Genomic DNA, 17,739 nt, shown 5'->3' with positions numbered 1-17,739 from the left:
ATCCCCACTGCCTGGCTGCGCCATCAGCATATCTCCCTCGCTGGCGACTACCTCCCCCCGCGCTACCCCGCCACGCTGGAAGCCGCCGTGCAAAGCGGTCGGCAGGCTGCAGCTTTGTTGTTGAAAGATGCGGGGTGAGGAGAAACATCCTGAAAGAGAAACTTATACGAGGCTGAAAGTAGGCTAAACTCGTTTTAGTTTTCAGGAAGCCTGCTCCGTGTATGTTTTGTTTACCCTTGCGCCTCCTGCCGGCGCGGGGCACTTCCTTTTCTTTGCTTCGCCAAAGAAAAGGAAGCAAAAGAAAGGCGACTGCGGACACAGGTTTGGCTTTGCCAAACTTCCCTCACTCCGCGCGGTTTTTCGGGCGGGCTCGCAACTTGCGGCTTCGCCGCTTCGAACATGCAAGCCCTTATTCCCCGAAAAACTGCGCTCCGTTCGGCTGTGTCAGCAGAGAAAAGCACAGCTCAACCTTTGATACTAGAAAGCCTATATCTAGTTTTTCAAGAGTTTTAATTGGGTTTCAGATTGAATTGTTGGATATGGAGTTTTTGGTATTAATAAAGGCTACCTGAAAGTGCAGCGCAGCGAAGTTTCTGCGAAGCTAAAATTTTCAGGTAGCCTCTATCGGGCAGCCAACGCTGCTATTTGCCTGAGCCGATTTTGCTTTCCTTGCCGCTGAGCAGGTTTTGGATATTGCTGCGGTGACGCAGCAGCACCAGCGCGGCAATCACGGCAATGGCGGCCTGCCAGGAAGGCTGTTGCACCAGAAACATGGCGGCCAGCGGGCTGATTACGGTGGCGGTGAGTGCGGCCAGTGAAGAAATTTTCAGCCCGAAGGCCATCATTAGCCACACCGCCGCGCAAATCAGCGCCACTGGCCACGACAAAGCCAGCAGCACGCCCAGTGCGGTGGCCACGCCCTTGCCGCCCTTGAAGCCGAAAAACAGCGGCCACATATGCCCCGCCAAGACCGCCACGGCCACGGCAGCCACCACTTCGTCGGCCAGGCCAAAATACGATTGCAGCCATCGTGCGAGCAGCACGGCCACCAGGCCTTTGAGCGCGTCGCCCAAGAGCGTGAGCGCGGCGGCTTTTTTGCGGCCGCTGCGCAAAACATTGGTGGCGCCCGGGTTGCCCGAGCCGTAGCTGCGCGGGTCGTCCAGCCCGTAGAATTTGGATACGATAACGGCAAACGAGAGCGAGCCGATTAAGTAGGCGGCGACCACAGCGGCCAAGCCCCACACAGACAAGATGTCAGCCATAAGATTTTTTCACATTCAAACAAACGAGCCGGATTCTATCACGAGGACAAGCACAGCATGGATACCGTTTTTCTGCACGGCCTAAAAGCCCAAACCCTAATCGGTGTTTTCGACTGGGAGCGCCGCCAGCCGCAAACCGTGCTGCTGGATATCGACATCCGCGCCGATTTGGGTGCGGCGGAAAAGAGCGACAACGTGGCCGATACGATCAGCTACGCCGAGGCGGCGGAGCTGGTAACGGCGGCCTTGGCCGGCCAACAGTTTTTCCTGCTGGAAGCGCTGGCAGGCTATGTGGCGCAGCTGCTGCTCAAGCATTTCCCTTCTTGCGAGAGCGTGCGGATTAAGGCGGTGAAACCCGGCATCCTGCCCGGCGTGGCATCGGTGGGCGTAGTGATGGAGCGAGGCAGGGTAGAGGCTACCTGAAAAGATATAGTGGATTAAAACCAGAATGCTACGGCGTTGCCTTGCCGTACTGGTTGTACTGTCTGCGGCTCGCCGCCTTGCCCATTCTGATTTTAATCCGCTATAGCCAAAGTATTTTCCACTCTGCTAAGAGAGCGAACACGATATGCAGTGCATTGCTTCAGCCATCTCGCCGTTTAAACTTCGCCTAAGCTGTGCTTTCAGGTAGCCTCACAAATAAAAAAGCCGTCTGAACATTCAGACGGCTTTTGGTTTATTTCATAAAGTTTTTCAGCAGCATGGAAGCCACATCGTCCAGGCCGAAGCCGTCTGCGTCTTGCGTGCTGCCGTTGGGGGTGGCGTGGTCTACCAGGTTGGGCAGGATTTTGGCCAGCATCTCGCTTGCCTGGTTGGCATCCACGCCGAATTTCTGCGCCAGCTGGTTGACGGTGTCGCTGCCCAGCGCCTGTTGCAATTGGCTGCCGGACACGGGCATATTGCCGGACTGGTTGGAAACCCAGCTGCTGATGGCATCACCCAAGCCGCCTTGTTGCAGCTGGCTGATCAGGTTGCCCACGCCGCCGTGCTGTTTCACCAAATCCATCGCCATATCGGTGAGCGAGCCTTGGCCGCCGTCTTTGCCGCCCAGCATCTGGCTGGCCGCGTTCATCAGATTATCCATTAAAGCCATGATTTTTCCTTGTGTTTGTGTGAAAAGGGGCGCAGTGTAGCAAAGTTTGGGCGGCAGGGTGCGGGTTTAACCGAATTTAGCGGATGCAAAATGCGGGCGGCCATAAAAACAGCCGGCTGCCGCCGGCCGTTTGCCTGTTGTTTAACGGAATACCATGCCGCCGTCGGTGAGGATGGTTTGGCCGGTGATGTAGTCGGCGTCTTCCGAAGCCAGGAAGGATACCAGGTTGGCCACGTCTTCCGGCTGTTGCGGCCGGCCGGCGAGGATGCCTTTGGTAAATTCGTTCCACGCCTGTTTCGGCTGGTAGCCCTTGTGTTCTACGAATGCGGCGTCGATGCGCTCCCACATGGGGGTGTCGGCCACGCCCGGGCAATAGGCGTTCACGCGGATGTTGTAGGGGGCGAGTTCTTTTGCGGTGGAATGGGTGAACGAGCGTACCGCGTGCTTGGTGGCGCAATACAGGCTCAGCATTTCGTAGGATTCGTGGCCGGCGATGCTGCATGCGTTGATGATTTTGCCCACGCCCTGCTGTTTTTTCATTTGTTCGGCGGCGGCCTGCGTGCCGAAAATCACGCCCTTGATGTTGATGCCCAACACCCGGTCGATTTCATTTTCGTTCAGGCTCAAGAATGTGCCGACCGATTCTACGCCCGCGTTGTTGACAAACACGTCCACCCGCCCGAAGGCCTTGACTGCTTCGGCCACCAGGCGGAACTGGTCTTCCCGGCTGGCGGAATTGCCCTTTACGGCGATATTTTCAAACCCGGCGGCATCGAATTCCGCTTTAACCTTGTTCAGGTTGTCGGCGTTGATGTCGTGCAGCACCACGCGGAAGCCGTCTTTGGCCAAACGGGTGGCGATTGCTTTGCCCAAACCTGCGGCGGAACCGGTAACTACGGCTACTTTTTTCACATCGGTCATGGTAGATCTCCTTTTCGGGTGGGAATGCGGCCGTATGCCTTTGCGGCACGGCCGGCGAATGCCAGCCGCCCGAACAAGCGGACGGATGGCGGAAAGGGGGAATTTGAAATCTAAATGTGTGGTGTGTATCTGCATGAACAATGGCAGTAAAGTACCAAAAATCATAACAGATGTAAACAAAAGGGCAACAGATTGGTTTGCTTGGAAAATTTTATGCAGTTGGCAAAATCGGGTGAGGCTGTGGGCAGGGCTCGGGCAGTAAGGAGGAGCAACGCGTTAGGAAGGAGCAAGATACATAAAATCAGTTTATTGCGTGTTCCCAGATATAAGGGTATTTTTCAGATAGCCTTTTTCTCAATTAAAAACAGCCGCTTCAGGCTACCTGAAACGGCTGTGGTTTTATCCGCGTTGCTTATTTGGCGGTAGATGCGCCAGAGGCGGCTGCTGCAGAAGCGGCTGAAGCGGCGGCTGCACCTTCACCCCATACGGCAGGATATTTGTAGCCGACGAAGCGTTTGTGCGCGTAGTCTTTGAATTCTTGGGAATTGTAGGCGGCGGTTACGTCTTGTACCCATTGTGCGTCTTTATCGGCAGTGCGCACGGCAGACCAGTTGATGTAGGCGAAGCTGGGCTCTTGGAACAGGGCTTCGGCCAGTTTCATACCGGAAGACATAGCGTAGTTGCCGTTTACGATGGCGAAGTCTACGTCTTGGCGGCTACGCGGCAGGTTAGCGGCTTCCATTTCCACGAATTCGATATTTTTGGTGTTTTCAGCAATATCGGTGCGGGCGGCGCGCAGCGGGTCGATACCCTCTTTCAGTTTAATCCAGCCCAGGTTGTCAAGCATTACCAAAGCGCGGGCGAGGTTGGACGGATCGTTGGGGATGGAAACGGAGCTGCCGTTTTTCACCTGATCCAGTGCGGTGAGCTTGCCCGGGTAGATGCCCAAAGGAGCAGTCGGCACTTGGAATACTTCGGTCAGGTCGAGGTTGTGTTCGGCCTTGAAGGAGTCCAGATAAGGTTTGTGCTGGAAAATGTTGATGTCGATCGCACCCTCGGCCAGTGCCTGGTTGGGGGTAACGTAATCGGGGAACTCGGTAAGGGTAACAGTGTAGCCCTGTTTTTCCAGCATGGGCTGGATTTGGTCTTTAATCATGTCGGCAAAGTCGCCCGGGGTGGTGCCGAAGCGGATTTCCCGCTTGGCTTCGGCGGCTGGCTGGCTGCCGGCAGATGCGGCAGATGCTTGTGCACCGCTGCCGCTGTCTTGTCCGCCGCAGGCGGCCAGGGTCATGCCCAGCACGGCGGCGCAGGTGAGTTTCCATAATGCTTTCATTGAGTGTCTCCTTATACAATGGATAAACAGGTTGAGAAAAAACGGATTAGCGTTTGTCTAAACGGGCGGCTAAATGGTTGCCGAGCGTTTGGATGCAGACCACTAAGGCCGAGAGTAGGGCTACTACTGCCCACAACACATCAGCCATATAGCGCTGATGGCCGTAACGGATGCCAAGGTCACCCACGCCGCCGCCGCCGATTAAGCCGGCAGCGGCACTGGTGCCCAGCGTGGCAATAATCAGGATGGCAATGCTGCGTACGAGGCCGGCACGGGCTTCGTTGAGCAAAACTTTGGTGATGATGGTCATGGGTTTGGCACCCATGGCCAGCGCGGCTTCCACCACACCTTTAGGCACTTCGGCCAAATTTTGTTCCACCAGCCGCGCAAAATAAAACATGGCGGCCACGCTGAGCGAAATAGAGGCGGCCACCGGGCCGAATGTGGTACCCATGATCATGCGGGTGGGTTTCATCATCACAATCATGAGGATGACGAAGGGGAAGGCGCGGATAAAGTCGATGGTGAAGCCTAAAATATGGTTCACGCGGCGGTTGGCAAAAATCTGATTTTTACCGGTGGTGTAGAGCCATACTCCGAGCAGGCCACCGATGATGATGCTGACAATGCCGGAAATGCCAAGCATGATGGCGGTTTCGCCGAAGGCCTTGTAAAACTCCGGCCGCAGGCGCATCAGATTTTCCCAAATATCGTATTGCTGCCCCATTTCAATCCTCCTGTACCAATTCGCGCCCGATGTCGGTGTGCGCCAGAATCTGCTTGTCGCGCACGTCGGCCACTTCCAGTAAGTGCCCTTGATGCAGCAGGGCGGTGCGGCGGCACAGGCGGCGGATGACGCTCATTTCGTGGGTAACAATCACGATGGTTACGTTGAAACGGCAGTTGATGTCTTGCAAACAGTCGAGCACGCTGCGGGTGGTGGCTGGGTCGAGCGCGGAGGTGGGTTCGTCGGCCAGAATCACGTGGGGGTTGGGCGCAAGCGCACGGGCAATGCCCACGCGCTGTTTCTGCCCGCCGGAAAGTTGGGCTGGGTAGTGCTGCGCGCGGTCGGACAGGCCGACAATCTGCAAACATTCGCGCACGCGTTCGTTGATTTTGCTTTTGCTCCAGCCGGCAATTTCCAGCGGGAAGGCTACGTTGCCGGCCACGGTGCGGTTGGCGAGCAGGTTGAACTGCTGAAACACCATGCCGATGTTTTGGCGGGCGGTGCGCAGCTGGGCGGGGCTCATGGCGGGGAGGTCTTGGCCGTCTACCAGCACTTTGCCGCTGTCGGGGAGTTCCAGCAGGTTGATCAGGCGCAGCAGGGTGGATTTGCCCGCGCCGGAATAGCCCATCAACCCGAACACCTCACCTTGGTCGATGCTCAGGCTTAAGGGATGCACGGCCATGAATTGGTTGCTTTTGCCGTGATGATAGCTTTTACAAACGGAATCCAGAATAATCATGATGTTGTTGTATGGCCGCCTCACTCTGCGGCTGCAAAGATTTAAAGCCCACTGGATCAACAATGGGCTTAAAACAGAGGTGCGTGTTATAAATAGTACGCTTTAGCTGTTTTAACGCCCGCAAGCTGTATCAAATCGGCGTAAATAATGATGGCGTATTTAATGCCCAAATATGGGTTTTGTCAAGAGCGGCTGTTTGCCGGGCTGTGTTTCAAGCTCGCCGGTTTCGGGTATAATCTTGCCATTTTGGCGGGTGAGCCGCCGTTTCTTCAGCCAACTAACTTTTGGAGCAGAGTGCATGAGCGCCATTATTGATATTTTCGCCCGCGAGATTCTCGATTCACGCGGCAATCCCACCGTAGAATGCGATGTGTTGCTGGAAAGCGGCGTGATGGGGCGCGCGGCCGTGCCCAGCGGCGCTTCCACCGGCCAGAAAGAAGCGCTGGAGCTGCGCGACGGCGATGCCGCACGCTATTTGGGCAAAGGTGTGCTCAAAGCCGTAGAACATGTGAACAACGAAATTGCACAAGCCATTATCGGCATTGATGCTTCCGAGCAGAGCTATATCGACAAAGTGCTGGTGGAATTAGACGGCACGGACAACAAAGGCCGCCTCGGCGCCAATGCCACTTTGGCCGTATCTATGGCTGTGGCACGCGCTGCCGCCGAAGATGCCGGCCTGCCGCTCTACCGCTATTTGGGCGGCGCTGGGCCGATGGCGATGCCGGTGCCGATGATGAACGTGATCAACGGCGGAGAACACGCCAACAACAGCCTGGATATTCAGGAATTCATGATTATGCCGGTAGGCGCGGTCAGCTTCCGCGAGGCCTTGCGCTGTGGTGCGGAAGTGTTCCACCACTTGAAAAAAATCTGCCACGATAAAGGCTTCCCCACCACTGTGGGCGATGAAGGCGGCTTTGCCCCCAATTTGGGCAGCCACGCCGAAGCTTTGGATTTGATTTTGGAAGCCGTGAAAGCTGCCGGCTACGAAGCGGGCAAAGACGTGCTGCTCGCACTTGATTGCGCTTCCAGCGAGTTTTATAAAGAAGGCAAATACCACCTCTCCGCCGAAGGCAAAGCGCTGACCAGCGCCGAATTTGCCGATTATCTGGCCGATTTGGCCAATCGCTATCCGATTGTTTCGATCGAAGACGGCATGGACGAAAACGACCGCGAAGGCTGGAAGCTGCTCACGAATAAGCTTGGCGGCAAAGTGCAGCTGGTGGGCGACGACTTGTTTGTTACCAACCCGAAAATCCTGGCCGAAGGCATTAAAGAAGGCATTGCCAACGCCCTGCTGGTGAAAGTGAACCAAATCGGCACCCTGAGCGAAACCCTGAAAGCCGTGGAGCTGGCTAAACGCAACCGCTACGCCAGCGTGATGAGCCACCGCTCCGGCGAAACCGAAGACAGCACCATTGCCGATTTGGCTGTGGCCACCAACTGCATGCAGATTAAAACCGGTTCGCTTTCCCGCTCCGACCGCATGGCCAAATACAACCAGCTGCTGCGCATTGAAGAAGAGCTGGGCGAAGCCGCTTATTATCCCGGCCAGGCTGCGTTTTACCATTTGGCTCGCTAAAGGCTACCTGAAACATGAAATGGGTAACCGTGGTATTGGCCGTGGCGCTGGTGTGGTTGCAACATGATCTGTGGCTAGCCAAAGGCGGCTGGCGCGATATGTGGCGGCTGGAGGCTGAAGCTGAGCGCCAGCGGCAGGCCAACCAAAGCCTGGTGCTGCGTAATCAGGCTTTGACAGCCGAAGTGGAAAATCTGCGCACCGGGAAAGATGCCATCGCCGAAATCGCCCGCACCGATTTGGGCTATGTGGGGCCGGGCGAAGTGTATTACCGCGTTTTGCCCGCTTCCGAGGCGGCAGCAGGGAGTGCAGCGGCCGAATAATGTGTCCGCATCCTTTTCAGGTAGCCTCATCCGCCGGACAGGCTACCTGAAAATAATCACGCTGAATTTTTTCCCATCCGTTTTGAAGGAGAAGTTATGAAAGCATCATTGAAAACCTGCTTGCCTTGGCTGTTGGTTTCCGCTGCCGTTTTGCTGCTGAATGCCTGCCAGATTTTGCCGGTGCGATAGCCCGGTTTGTTTTTCAGGTAGCCTTTCTTGATCAGTAGAGGCTACCTGAAAATATTTCCGCAACCAGATTGAATCCTTTGTGAACACTTCCGCCATTGCCGCCGACCGCCTGGGCTCAGGCTGGATGGTGGTTTCCGCCGCCCTGTTTGCCCTGATGGGCGCGTTTGCCAAAGCCGCCGGCAGCCGTTTCGGCTTCAGTTTTAACGAGCTGGTGTTTTGGCGCATGCTGTTTGGCCTGGTGGCGATCGGGCTGCCTGAATGGTGGCGCCACAAGCCCTTCCGCACACCCTATCTGAAATCGCACCTCAATCGCAGCATCACCGGCTCGGTGGCGCTCCTGCTTTCGTTCTTCGCGCTCCCCCGCCTGCCGCTGGCCACTGCCATCACGCTCAATTACACTTCTTCGCTGTTTTTGGCCTTGCTTTCCTTCATTTTCCTTAAGGAAAGAATTGCCCCGCTGATGTTGGCCGCGCTTTTGATGGGCTTCGGCGGCATCATCATCCTGCTCCAGCCCACCATTGCCGCCGAGCAGCAGCTTGCCGGCCTCATCGGCCTGATTTCCGGCGTGTGTTCCGGCTGGGCATATTTGCAGGTGCGCGAACTCTCGCAGCTGGGCGAACCCAGCTGGCGCGTGGTGTTTTACTTCTGCTGCGTGGCCACGGCCATGTCGGGCATATTGGCCTGCATCAACGGCTGGCAGCTGCCCACCGTCCAATCGCTGCCCTACCTGTTCGGCTTGGGTGCTGCCGGCACACTCGGCCAGCTGGCGATGACCCGCGCCTACCAAGTGGGGCGCAAGCTCACGGTGGCTTCGCTGTCCTACCTCACTGTGGTATTTTCCACCCTGCTGGGCATTTTCTGGCTGGGCGATAGCACCAGTTGGCACGAAATCATCGGTATGTTGGTGATTGTATGCGCCGGCGTATTGGGCAGTTTTGCCAAGGGCAAATAAAGGGGCTTAAAGGCTACCTGAAAGCAAGGCGAACAATTTATCCACTGTATTTAAAGGAGAAAATTATGATCAAAAGCATGACCGGTTTTGCCAACGGCAGTGCCGAGCATGGCAGAAAACGCCTGTATATCGAACTGCGCGCGGTCAATCACCGCTATCTCGACATCCAATTCAAAATGCCCGAAGACCTGCGCCACCTCGAAGGCGCATTGCGCGAAGCCGTATCCGCCCACGCCGCACGCGGCAAAATCGAATGCCGCATCCAGCTGCGCCACGGCGAGCAGGCCGGTGGCGAGCAAGAATTGCGACTGAACAAAAAATTGGTTGCCCGGCTGGCTAAAATCAACAACAAAATCTGTAAGAAACACCCCGATATTCAACGCTTGGGCGTGGCCGACATCCTCGCTTTCCCCGGCGTGCTGGCTGCTCCGGCGGAAGAAATCGGCGATTTGGACGAAGCCGTGTTGCAGCTTATCAACGAAGTGCTGGTCGCCTTCAACCAGGCCCGCAGCCGCGAGGGCGAGCAGTTGCAGCAACACCTACTGCAGCGTTTGCAACAGATGGAACAGATTCTGGACGCATTGGCCGCCGCTTTCCCACAGCTGCTGCAACAGCATATGGACAAAGTGCGCCAGCGGCTGCGCGAAGCGGTGGGCGACGTGGAAAACGACCGCCTGCAGCAAGAGTTTGCCCTGTTTATGCAGAAGGCAGACGTGGACGAAGAATTCAGCCGCCTGCGCACCCACATCGCCGAAGTGCGCCGCATCGTGAGCAGCCGGCCCAAAGGCAGCATCGGCAAGCGCCTGGATTTCCTAATGCAGGAACTCAACCGCGAAGCCAACACGCTGGGCAGCAAATCCATTGCCGCCGAATGCACCCAGGCCTCGGTGGAGCTGAAAGTGCTCATCGAGCAGATGCGCGAGCAAGTACAGAATATTGAGTGATATTGGTGCAGACGGAAAAGGCTACCTGAACAATCAGGTAGCCTTTTGTTGTTGTCGCGAAAGGGATGGATAGTTGGCAGTACGATACCGCCGCTTTCAGGTAGCCTCCAACTTAGGCTTCGTTATTTATCAGCCAGGGCGTAGATGGCGCCGAGGTTGCGCCACATGCCGCTGGCGTCCATGCCGTAGCCGAACACGTAGCGGTTGGGCACGTGGATGCCCACATAATCGGCAGTGATCGGTTTGGGGCGGTTGATGTCTTTGTTGGCGAACACGGCGGTGCGGCAGGAGGCGGCGCCCATTTCCATCACTTGTTTGTGGATGGCGGCCATGGTGTGGCCTTCGTCCAGGATGTCGTCGAGTACCAAAACGTGGCGGCCTTCCACGCTGTTTTGCGGGGCGCGCAGCCAGTTGAGCTGCACGCTGCCGCTTAGTTCGCTGCCGTAGCGGGAAACATGTACGTAGTCGAAATCGAGCGGGAAACGCAAAAGGGGCAGGAGCTGGCCGGTAAATACGACGGCACCGCCCATCACGGGCAGGAGCAGGGGATATTGGCCGGCCAGATCGGCGGTAATCTCTTCAGCCATACGCTCCAGGGCGGCGCGGCAGGTGGCTTCGTCGAACAGGAGGTCGGCTTTTTCCAGGATGCCGTTGGCTTGCTGGAAACGTTGTTGGATGGTCATGCGGGGATGTCCTTGCGGGTTTGGTGTAGGCTACCTGAAAATGATACCGTGTACACGCCTTAGGAGGCGAATTCAGAAATGGTGATTTCTACGTTTCGGCCTTTACGCTCAAAAAGAGTGGCGCGGGTGTAGGGGGTGGCAGGGCTGTCCTGGAAGAATCTGACCAGCACACGGTTCGGGCCGGGGCGGTTGATGACGAGTTTGATCGGGTAGGCCTCGTTTTGGCCGTCGCCGTCATAGTCGAAGTGGGCTTGGCTGTTGCGGGTGAAGGTGCGTGTGGGCAGGGTGCGCGGCAGATGGGGATGGTCGAGCTGCAGGATGTGGTTTTCGTTTTGGTTGGCGCGCATGGCGGCGTAGGCTTGGGCGAGGGTGCCGTTGTGATAGGTGCAGCGGTATACGGTGGGTACGCCTTGTTGAACCGGCTGGGGGTTGCATTCGAGATTGCCGGCAGCGGCGAAGGGGGTGGCGATGAGAAGGGCGAGCAGTAGGGGTTGGGTACGCATTTGGGTTTTCCTATAAAAAGATTGATTAAGAAGGCTACCTGAAAACGGGGGCTTCAACGGAAATTGAAAGCTGCGCTGTTTTTCAGGTAGCCTGAATTATAGTACAGGGCAAGGGGCGTTAGTATGTGCCTTCCACCAAAATATCGCGGGTAACGGTTTGGATATTGCGGTGGCCGGTGAAGGCCATGGTGATGTCCATTTCGTTGTAGAGGATTTCCAGCGCACGGGTGACGCCTGCTTCGCCGTAGGCGCCCAGCCCGTAGATGTAGGCGCGGCCGATGAGCACGCCGCGCGCGCCCAATGCCCAAGCGCGTAGGATGTCTTGGCCGCTGCGGATGCCGCCGTCCATCCACACTTCGATATCGTTTCCGACGGCGGAAACGATACGGGGCAGGGCACGGATGGAGGAGGGGGCGCCGTCGAGCTGGCGGCCGCCGTGGTTGGACACTACGATGGCATCCGCGCCACTTTTCACGGCGGCTTCGGCGTCTTCCGGATCCATGATGCCTTTGATGATGAGTTTGCCGCCCCATTCGTCTTTGATGCGGGCCACGTCGTCCCAGCTCAGGCCGGGGTCGAACTGCTCGGCCGTCCAGGCGGAGAGGGAGCTCATGTCGCTCACGCCTTTAACGTGGCCTTCGATGTTGCCGAAGCCGCGCCGTTGGGTGTTGAGCATGCCCAAGCCCCATTCGGGCTTGGTGGCGAGGTTGAGCAGGTTCATCAGGGTGGGCTTGGGCGGGGTGGAGAGGCCGTTTTTGATGTCTTTGTGGCGCTGGCCGAGCACCTGCAAATCGGCGGTGAGCACGAGGGCGGAGCATTGGGCGGCTTTGGCGCGGCGGATGAGGTCGCGCATGAATTCGCGGTCGCGCATCACATAAAGCTGAAACCAGAAGGGATCGGGGCTGTTGGCGGCCACGTCTTCGATGGAGCAGATGCTCATGGTGGAGAGGATGTAGGGCACGCCGAATTTGGCGGCGGCGCGGGCGGCGAGGATTTCGCCGTCGGCATGCTGCATGCCGGTGAGGCCGACGGGGGCGAGGGCGAGCGGCATTTTCACGGTTTGCCCGATCATTTTGCTCTCGAGGCTGCGGTTTTCCATATCCACCAGCACGCGCTGGCGGAACAGGATGGATTGAAAGTCGGCTTCGTTGGCGCGGTAGGTGGATTCGGTCCACGAGCCGGTGTCGGCGTAGTCGTAGAACATTTTGGGCACTCTGCGCCGGGCGATGCGCTGGAGGTCGGCGATGCAGGTGATTTTGCTGAGATGGGAAGTCATGGGGATGCCTTTTGCTTGTTGGAATGAGGCCGCCGCTGATGTGTGGCGGGAAGCGATAAGGATTATATCGCTACCGCAAATTATCTTCACTTTCGTGAGGTTTGGCTTCGCCATGCTGCATTGCGCACACTGTTGCAGTGCATTAGTTTGTATTGAAAGTGAATTAACTAGGCTGTAATGGGTTGGGCAATGGAAAAGGCTACCTGAAAGTTTTCAGGTAGCCTTTGTATAGCATGCAGCGCAGATTATTTGTCGAGGCGGCGGGTTTCTACGATGCGGCCGTCGGCAACCATCTGGGGCAGTTCGTCGCGTTTGATTTGGATGCGCTCGGATTCGTCCCAAGTGATGTTGGAGAGGTCGCCGTTCAGGTCTTGTTTGGCGCCTTCAGGCACTTCCCAGGCGGCATCTTCGGTGATTACGATGATGTGGTTGGACTGCACTTCCACCACTTTCATCAGGCCGTAGGCCACGGATTGCTCTTTGCCGTTTTGACCGAAACCTTGATCGGAGAATGAGCTGAGTTTTGCGGCGTAGAGGTCGCCTACTTTGGGTTCGGCCAATACAGAATCAAGAGCAGGTGCGGTAGCAGCGGGTTGTGCGCCGCTGGCTGCGGCGGATTGAGCCGGAGCAGAGCTGTTGGTTTGGCCGCCGCAGGCTGCCAATACGGAAATGAGGGCTAAAGCGAGTAAGCGTTGTTTCATAGTTAAAGTCCTTACGATTGTTAAATTGACACTGAGGGCTTTCGTGTTCGAAAACGGTTGTATTGTCGCAGTTTTACTGGAAATGTACAAATTATTACGTTCTTGGCAGCGCATAGTGTTCAGGCTACCTGAAACCGATACAGGCAGTTTCAGGTAGCCTTTCGCAGTTTGAGGCTACCTGAAAAATGGTAAGGCTGTTTCTAACTACGTTGTAGTTTGCATTTTACCTACATCGAGGTTCTGCTTTTAGCTCCGCAGAAATTGTGCGGCGTTACGTTTGAATGTTGTTGAAGCTTTCAGGTAGCCTCTTGCGCGGCGGCAGCCTGTTTTTGCAGTTGGTACAGCAGCTCGAGGGCTTGGCGCGGGGTGAGTTCGTCGGGATGCAGCGCAGCGAGCTCTTGCAGCAGGGGGTGGGCGGCAGGCGGGGCGGGCTCGGCGGGGTTGTGTTCGGGTACTGCATCTTCTGGCAGGCTGAACATATCCATCTGCGGGCGGTGGGCGGCGGCTTGGGCTTCGAGCTGTTCGAGGTGTTTCTGCGCGGCTTTGAGGGCGGGGGCGGGCAGGCCGGCGAGTTTGGCTACGGCGATGCCGTAGCTTTTTTCGGCCGGGCCGGGCTCGATGTGGTGCAGGAAGACGATGTCTTGCCCTTCTTCTAAGGCGGAGAGGTGCATATTGACGGCGGCGCTATGCTGCTCGGGCAGGCGGGTGAGCTCGAAATAGTGAGTGGCAAACAGGCTGAAAGATTGGTTTTTTTGGATTAAATGTTCGGCCACGGCCTGGGCGAGGGCGAGGCCGTCGAAGGTGGAGGTGCCGCGACCGACTTCGTCCATGAGCACTAGTGATTGTTCGGTGGCATGGCGCAGGATGTAGGCGGTTTCGCTCATTTCCACCATGAAGGTAGAGCGGTTGGCGGCGAGGTCGTCGGAGGCGCCGATGCGGGTGAAAATTTGGTCGATTTGGCCGATGCGGGCGGCTTCGGCGGGCACGAAGCTGCCGGTGTGGGCGAGCAAAACGATGTGGGCGACTTGGCGCATATAGGTGGATTTGCCGCCCATATTGGGGCCGGTGAGCAGCATGAGGCGGTGTTTGTGGTCGAGGCGGGTGTGGTTGGGTGTGAAGTGCGGCACTTGGCCTTCAACCACGGGATGGCGGCCGTTGTCGATTTCGATGCCGGGATAATCGGTGAACTGGGGGGCGTGGTAATCGTGTTCGGCAGCAAAGTGGGCAAAACAGCAGAGTACGTCCAGCGCGGCAGCAGCTTTGGCGGTACGTTGCAGCAAGGGCAGTTGTTGCTGGAGCTCTTGCAGCAGGCTGTCGTAGAGGCGTTTTTCAAGTGTGATGGCGCGCTCTTGGGCATTGAGCACTTTGTCTTCGAAGGTTTTGAGCTCGGGGGTGATGAAGCGTTCGGCGTTTTTCAGGGTTTGGCGGCGTTGGTAGTCGGCGGGGGCTTCGGCGGCTTGGATTTTGGAAAGCTCGATGTAGAAGCCGTGCACGCGGTTGTATTCGACTTTGAGGGTGGAGAGGCCGGTACGCTCGCGTTCGCGCGCTTCGAGTTCGAGCAGGAAGTCGCTGCCGTGGTTTTGGATGCGGCGCAGTTCGTCGAGCTCGGCGGAAAAGCCGTGGTTGATCACGCTGCCGTCGCGCAGCCATACGGCGGGCTCGGGCAGGATAGCCTGTTGCAGCTTCTCGGCAATGCCTGCGCCTTGCGGGAAGATGTCGGCCAGGGTATTGAGTAGGCTGCTTTCAGGTAGCCTGAGTTGGGTAAGTGTGAATAAGCTGTCGCGCAGGCCGGAGAGGTCGCGCGGGCGGGCGGAGCCTACGGCGATGCGGGCGGCGATGCGTTCGATGTCGGCGATGGTTTTCAGGTAGCCTTGCAGGGCGGAATAATCGTTTTGCAGGGCGGATACGGCTTCTTGACGGGCGCGGATGTGTTCTCGGTTGCGCAGCGGGTTGTGCAGCCATTGGGCGAGCAGGCGGCTGCCCATGTTGCCGGCGCAGCGGTCGAGGGTGGAAAAGAGGGTGGGCTCTTTTTTGCCGGACAGGGTGGCGGTGATTTCGAGGTTGCGGCGGGTGGCGGCATCCATGCCGATATATTGTTGTTCGGTTTCGAGGCTGAGGTTGTCGAGGTGGCGCGGCAGGCGGGATTGGGTGTGGCGGATGTAGTTGAGCAGGGCGCCGGCGGCGCCGATGGCGGGATCGTGTTCGCCGAATTGGAGGCCGAAGCCGAGCAGGTCTTGGCAGCCGAAGTAGTCGGTGAGCAGAGTGTGGGCGCTGTCGGGGGCGAATTGCCAGTCGTGCAGGCGGGTGGGGTTGCAGTTTTCAGGTAGCCTCAGTTTGGCGGCGGCTTGGTCGGGCAGCAATACTTCGGCGGCCTGCAGGCGGGCGAGTTCGTCGGACAGTTGGGCCGGGGCGATGATTTTGGCTTTGAATTCGCCGCTTTGCAGGGAGGCCCAGGCGAGGCCGACCGGCTGCTTGGACTTGCCGTTCCAAGCCACGGCGGCGATGCGGTTGGTTTCTTTGTCTTCCAACAGGGCGGCATCGGTGAGCGTGCCGGGGGTAATGATGCGCACTACTTCGCGCGCTACGGGGCCTTTATTGGCGCCTACTTCGCCCACTTGCTCGCAAATGGCCACGCTGCGGCCGAGTTTGACCAATTTGGCTAAGTATTGCTCGGCCGCATGATGCGGCACACCGGCCATTTTGATGGGCTCGCCGTTGATCTGACCGCGGGTGGTGAGCGTGATGTCGAGCAGGCGGGCGGCTTCTTCGGCATCGGTGAAGAAGAGCTCGTAGAAGTCGCCCATGCGGTAGAATAGCAGTTTGTCGGTGTGCTGGGCTTTGATCTCGAAATACTGCTGCATCATGGGGGATACGGCGCTTTTGCGGCTCATGAAAGGCTACCTGAAAAATGGAAAGGCGAAAAACGATATTGTAGCCGATGCGGCAGTGGACGAAATGTTTGTACTTGTAAAATGATTTGCCCGGCGGCTGGGGTGGGTGGTTAAATTCTGCCAGTTTGCGCCTGCGGCCGCCGTAAACGGGCAGGAGTTGGCTAGAAAGCATCGGAAACGGCGCGGGACGGGCGGCAATGTTTATATATTATTTATCGATTTCTTTCAGTGGTATAAATTCAACTTCATGGAATGAAAACTGAAATGGCAGGAAAATTTCTTTCTTCTCGTAACGGCTGGCTGCTGCTGTTGGCATTGCTGCTGGGCGGCTGTTTTTTTCATAGCCGGCCCAAGCCTTCTGGCGGCGGTGTCGGTGCTATGCCGGCTTTGCCGCCCGGGCAGCGTTATACAGAAGGCTATCAGCACCGGGTTTCAGGTAGCCCGGCAGGGTATAAGGCGGTGTCGTTTGCGGCGTTGCCCCAGTGGCCGCAGCAGGATTTTGCGGCTAGCTTGAATGCGTTTCGCAAAAGTTGTACTGCTTTGAAAAACAAGCTGCAATGGCAGAATGTGTGCGCCCAGGCCGACAGGGTGGGCAGTCAGTCTGCAGCGGCTAGGCAGTTTTTCGAGCAATATTTCACGCCGTGGGAAGTGAGCCACAATGGGCAGTTGGGCGGCACGATAACCGGCTACTACGAGCCGGTGTTGCACGGCAGCGCACGGCAAACGTCGCAGGCGCGCTTCCCAATTTATGGCTTACCCGCTGATTTGGTTACTGTGCCGTTGGCTGGTGCACCGCAATCAGGAACGGTGCGTATCCAACTCACCGGCCGCAACAGTGGCCAAATTGCCGCTAATGGTGAATACACGGCCAATCTGGCTGATTTCCCGGGGCGCGAGAAGAGCCGGTCTTTGAAAGGACGGGTTTCAGGTAGCCGCTTTGTGCCGTATTACACCCGTGCGCAAATCAATGCCGGCGCGGTAAACGGCAGTGCGCCGGTGTTGGCTTATGCCGATGATCCGGTTGAATTGTTTTTCCTGCATATCCAAGGTTCCGGCCGAATCCGTACGCCGGACGGGCGCTATATCCGCCTTGGGTTTGCCGATAAAAACGACCATCCCTATATTTCTATCGGCCGCTATATGGCCAATAAAGGTTATTTGCCGTTAGCGCAAACCAGTATGCCGAAAATCCGTGATTGGTTGCGTGCACATCCGGATAAACTGGCTGAGGTGTTGGGTCAAAACCCCAGTTATGTATTTTTCCGCCAACTGCCGGATGGCAATGACGGGCCGATTGGTTCGTTGGGTGTGCCGCTGAGCGGTGGTTATTCCGGCGCGGTTGATAAACGCTTCATCACTTTGGGCGCGCCACTGTTTCTGGCCACTGCGCATCCTGAAACCGGCCATGCGCTCAACCGCCTGATTATGGCGCAAGACACTGGCAGTGCTATCAACGGCGCAGTGCGTGTGGACTTTTTTTGGGGTTATGGCGATGAGGCGGGTAGAGTGGCCGGCCGCATGAAGCAGACAGGCTATGTTTGGCTGCTGTTGCCTAACGGGGTGTTGCCGTGAAATTGCCCATCAATTAGGGGCTGACGTAGATTAGCAGTCATGCTAGTC

The 17,739-nt window shown here is 57.2% G+C and carries 17 protein-coding genes and 1 pseudogene; 7 read left to right on the top strand and 11 right to left on the bottom strand.

Translation table 11 applies throughout. From position 1 onward, the window contains the following. Nucleotides 1-138, top strand: a pseudogene (locus HMPREF2541_RS12595) (oxidoreductase); the annotation flags it as partial. Between the two features lie 503 nt (nt 139-641). Here HMPREF2541_RS12595 and plsY read toward each other — a convergent pair. Then, entirely contained in the window at nt 642-1,262 is a 621-nt protein-coding gene (gene plsY, locus HMPREF2541_RS08380) for a glycerol-3-phosphate 1-O-acyltransferase PlsY (protein WP_003824055.1), read from the bottom strand. A gap of 57 nt (nt 1,263-1,319) precedes the next feature. On the opposite strand from plsY, the gene HMPREF2541_RS08375 reads away from it, so the two are divergent. Beyond that, on the top strand, nt 1,320-1,685 hold the full coding sequence (locus tag HMPREF2541_RS08375) for a dihydroneopterin aldolase (RefSeq protein ID WP_003824056.1): 366 nt from the start codon (nt 1,320-1,322) through the stop codon (nt 1,683-1,685). A gap of 253 nt (nt 1,686-1,938) precedes the next feature. Here the strand turns inward: HMPREF2541_RS08375 and HMPREF2541_RS08370 are convergent, their stop codons facing one another. The 5 genes from HMPREF2541_RS08370 to HMPREF2541_RS08345 all read right to left on the bottom strand — a co-directional run bounded on the left by HMPREF2541_RS08370 (nt 1,939) and on the right by HMPREF2541_RS08345 (nt 6,075). Further along, entirely contained in the window at nt 1,939-2,355 is a 417-nt protein-coding gene (locus HMPREF2541_RS08370; RefSeq protein WP_003824059.1) for a YidB family protein, read from the bottom strand. A gap of 141 nt (nt 2,356-2,496) precedes the next feature. After that, the gene (locus HMPREF2541_RS08365; protein WP_064086170.1) at nt 2,497-3,276 is read right to left on the bottom strand and encodes an acetoin reductase; all 780 of its coding nucleotides are present in this window, start codon (nt 3,274-3,276) and stop codon (nt 2,497-2,499) included. Nucleotides 3,277-3,688: 412 nt separating this feature from the next. Further along, nucleotides 3,689-4,609 (bottom strand): MetQ/NlpA family ABC transporter substrate-binding protein, encoded by a 921-nt coding sequence (locus HMPREF2541_RS08355; RefSeq protein WP_003824062.1) that lies wholly within the window; start codon nt 4,607-4,609, stop codon nt 3,689-3,691. A gap of 46 nt (nt 4,610-4,655) precedes the next feature. Next, a complete protein-coding gene (locus HMPREF2541_RS08350) occupies nt 4,656-5,336 on the bottom strand; it encodes a methionine ABC transporter permease (protein ID WP_064103261.1) in 681 nt (226 codons plus the stop codon). A 1-nt stretch (nt 5,337) separates the two neighbouring features. Next, nucleotides 5,338-6,075: a methionine ABC transporter ATP-binding protein gene (locus HMPREF2541_RS08345; RefSeq protein ID WP_070543077.1), complete on the bottom strand. Its 738-nt coding sequence runs from the start codon at nt 6,073-6,075 to the stop codon at nt 5,338-5,340. A 298-nt stretch (nt 6,076-6,373) separates the two neighbouring features. Between HMPREF2541_RS08345 and eno the strand changes: the two genes are divergently transcribed. The 4 genes from eno to HMPREF2541_RS08325 all read left to right on the top strand — a co-directional run bounded on the left by eno (nt 6,374) and on the right by HMPREF2541_RS08325 (nt 10,065). Next, nucleotides 6,374-7,660 (top strand): phosphopyruvate hydratase, encoded by a 1,287-nt coding sequence (gene eno / locus HMPREF2541_RS08340; protein ID WP_003824068.1) that lies wholly within the window; start codon nt 6,374-6,376, stop codon nt 7,658-7,660. 14 nt (nt 7,661-7,674) lie between these two features. Further along, nucleotides 7,675-7,980, top strand: coding sequence for a cell division protein FtsB (gene ftsB, locus HMPREF2541_RS08335; protein ID WP_003824069.1), 306 nt, complete (start codon nt 7,675-7,677; stop codon nt 7,978-7,980). A 313-nt stretch (nt 7,981-8,293) separates the two neighbouring features. After that, a complete protein-coding gene (locus HMPREF2541_RS08330; protein ID WP_070543174.1) occupies nt 8,294-9,121 on the top strand; it encodes a DMT family transporter in 828 nt (275 codons plus the stop codon). Between the two features lie 65 nt (nt 9,122-9,186). Then, on the top strand, nt 9,187-10,065 hold the full coding sequence (locus HMPREF2541_RS08325; protein ID WP_141744229.1) for a YicC/YloC family endoribonuclease: 879 nt from the start codon (nt 9,187-9,189) through the stop codon (nt 10,063-10,065). A 122-nt stretch (nt 10,066-10,187) separates the two neighbouring features. Here the strand turns inward: HMPREF2541_RS08325 and HMPREF2541_RS08320 are convergent, their stop codons facing one another. From HMPREF2541_RS08320 to mutS, 5 genes are all read right to left on the bottom strand, one after another. Then, nucleotides 10,188-10,748 carry a hypoxanthine-guanine phosphoribosyltransferase gene (locus tag HMPREF2541_RS08320; RefSeq protein ID WP_003824073.1) on the bottom strand — a complete coding sequence of 187 codons (561 nt, stop codon included), beginning with the start codon at nt 10,746-10,748 and terminating at the stop codon, nt 10,188-10,190. A gap of 59 nt (nt 10,749-10,807) precedes the next feature. Then, nucleotides 10,808-11,251, bottom strand: coding sequence for a hypothetical protein (locus tag HMPREF2541_RS08315; RefSeq protein WP_003824075.1), 444 nt, complete (start codon nt 11,249-11,251; stop codon nt 10,808-10,810). A gap of 118 nt (nt 11,252-11,369) precedes the next feature. Beyond that, nucleotides 11,370-12,527 (bottom strand): alpha-hydroxy acid oxidase, encoded by a 1,158-nt coding sequence (locus tag HMPREF2541_RS08310; protein ID WP_064103260.1) that lies wholly within the window; start codon nt 12,525-12,527, stop codon nt 11,370-11,372. Nucleotides 12,528-12,772: 245 nt separating this feature from the next. After that, nucleotides 12,773-13,228: a hypothetical protein gene (locus HMPREF2541_RS08305; RefSeq protein WP_003824078.1), complete on the bottom strand. Its 456-nt coding sequence runs from the start codon at nt 13,226-13,228 to the stop codon at nt 12,773-12,775. A 296-nt stretch (nt 13,229-13,524) separates the two neighbouring features. After that, a complete protein-coding gene (mutS, locus tag HMPREF2541_RS08300; RefSeq protein ID WP_070543075.1) occupies nt 13,525-16,119 on the bottom strand; it encodes a DNA mismatch repair protein MutS in 2,595 nt (864 codons plus the stop codon). Between the two features lie 264 nt (nt 16,120-16,383). On the opposite strand from mutS, the gene HMPREF2541_RS08295 reads away from it, so the two are divergent. Continuing rightward, nucleotides 16,384-17,691, top strand: a complete 1,308-nt coding sequence (locus HMPREF2541_RS08295) for a murein transglycosylase A (protein ID WP_064103259.1) — start codon at nt 16,384-16,386, stop codon at nt 17,689-17,691. Nucleotides 17,692-17,739: the final 48 nt, after the last annotated feature.

Origin of the sequence: Eikenella sp. HMSC061C02, assembly GCF_001809035.1 — a bacterium.
Lineage (GTDB): Bacteria > Pseudomonadota > Gammaproteobacteria > Burkholderiales > Neisseriaceae > Eikenella > Eikenella corrodens.
The sequence above is the reverse complement of the archived record's forward strand: the minus strand, read 5'-3'. Positions and strand labels throughout refer to the sequence as shown.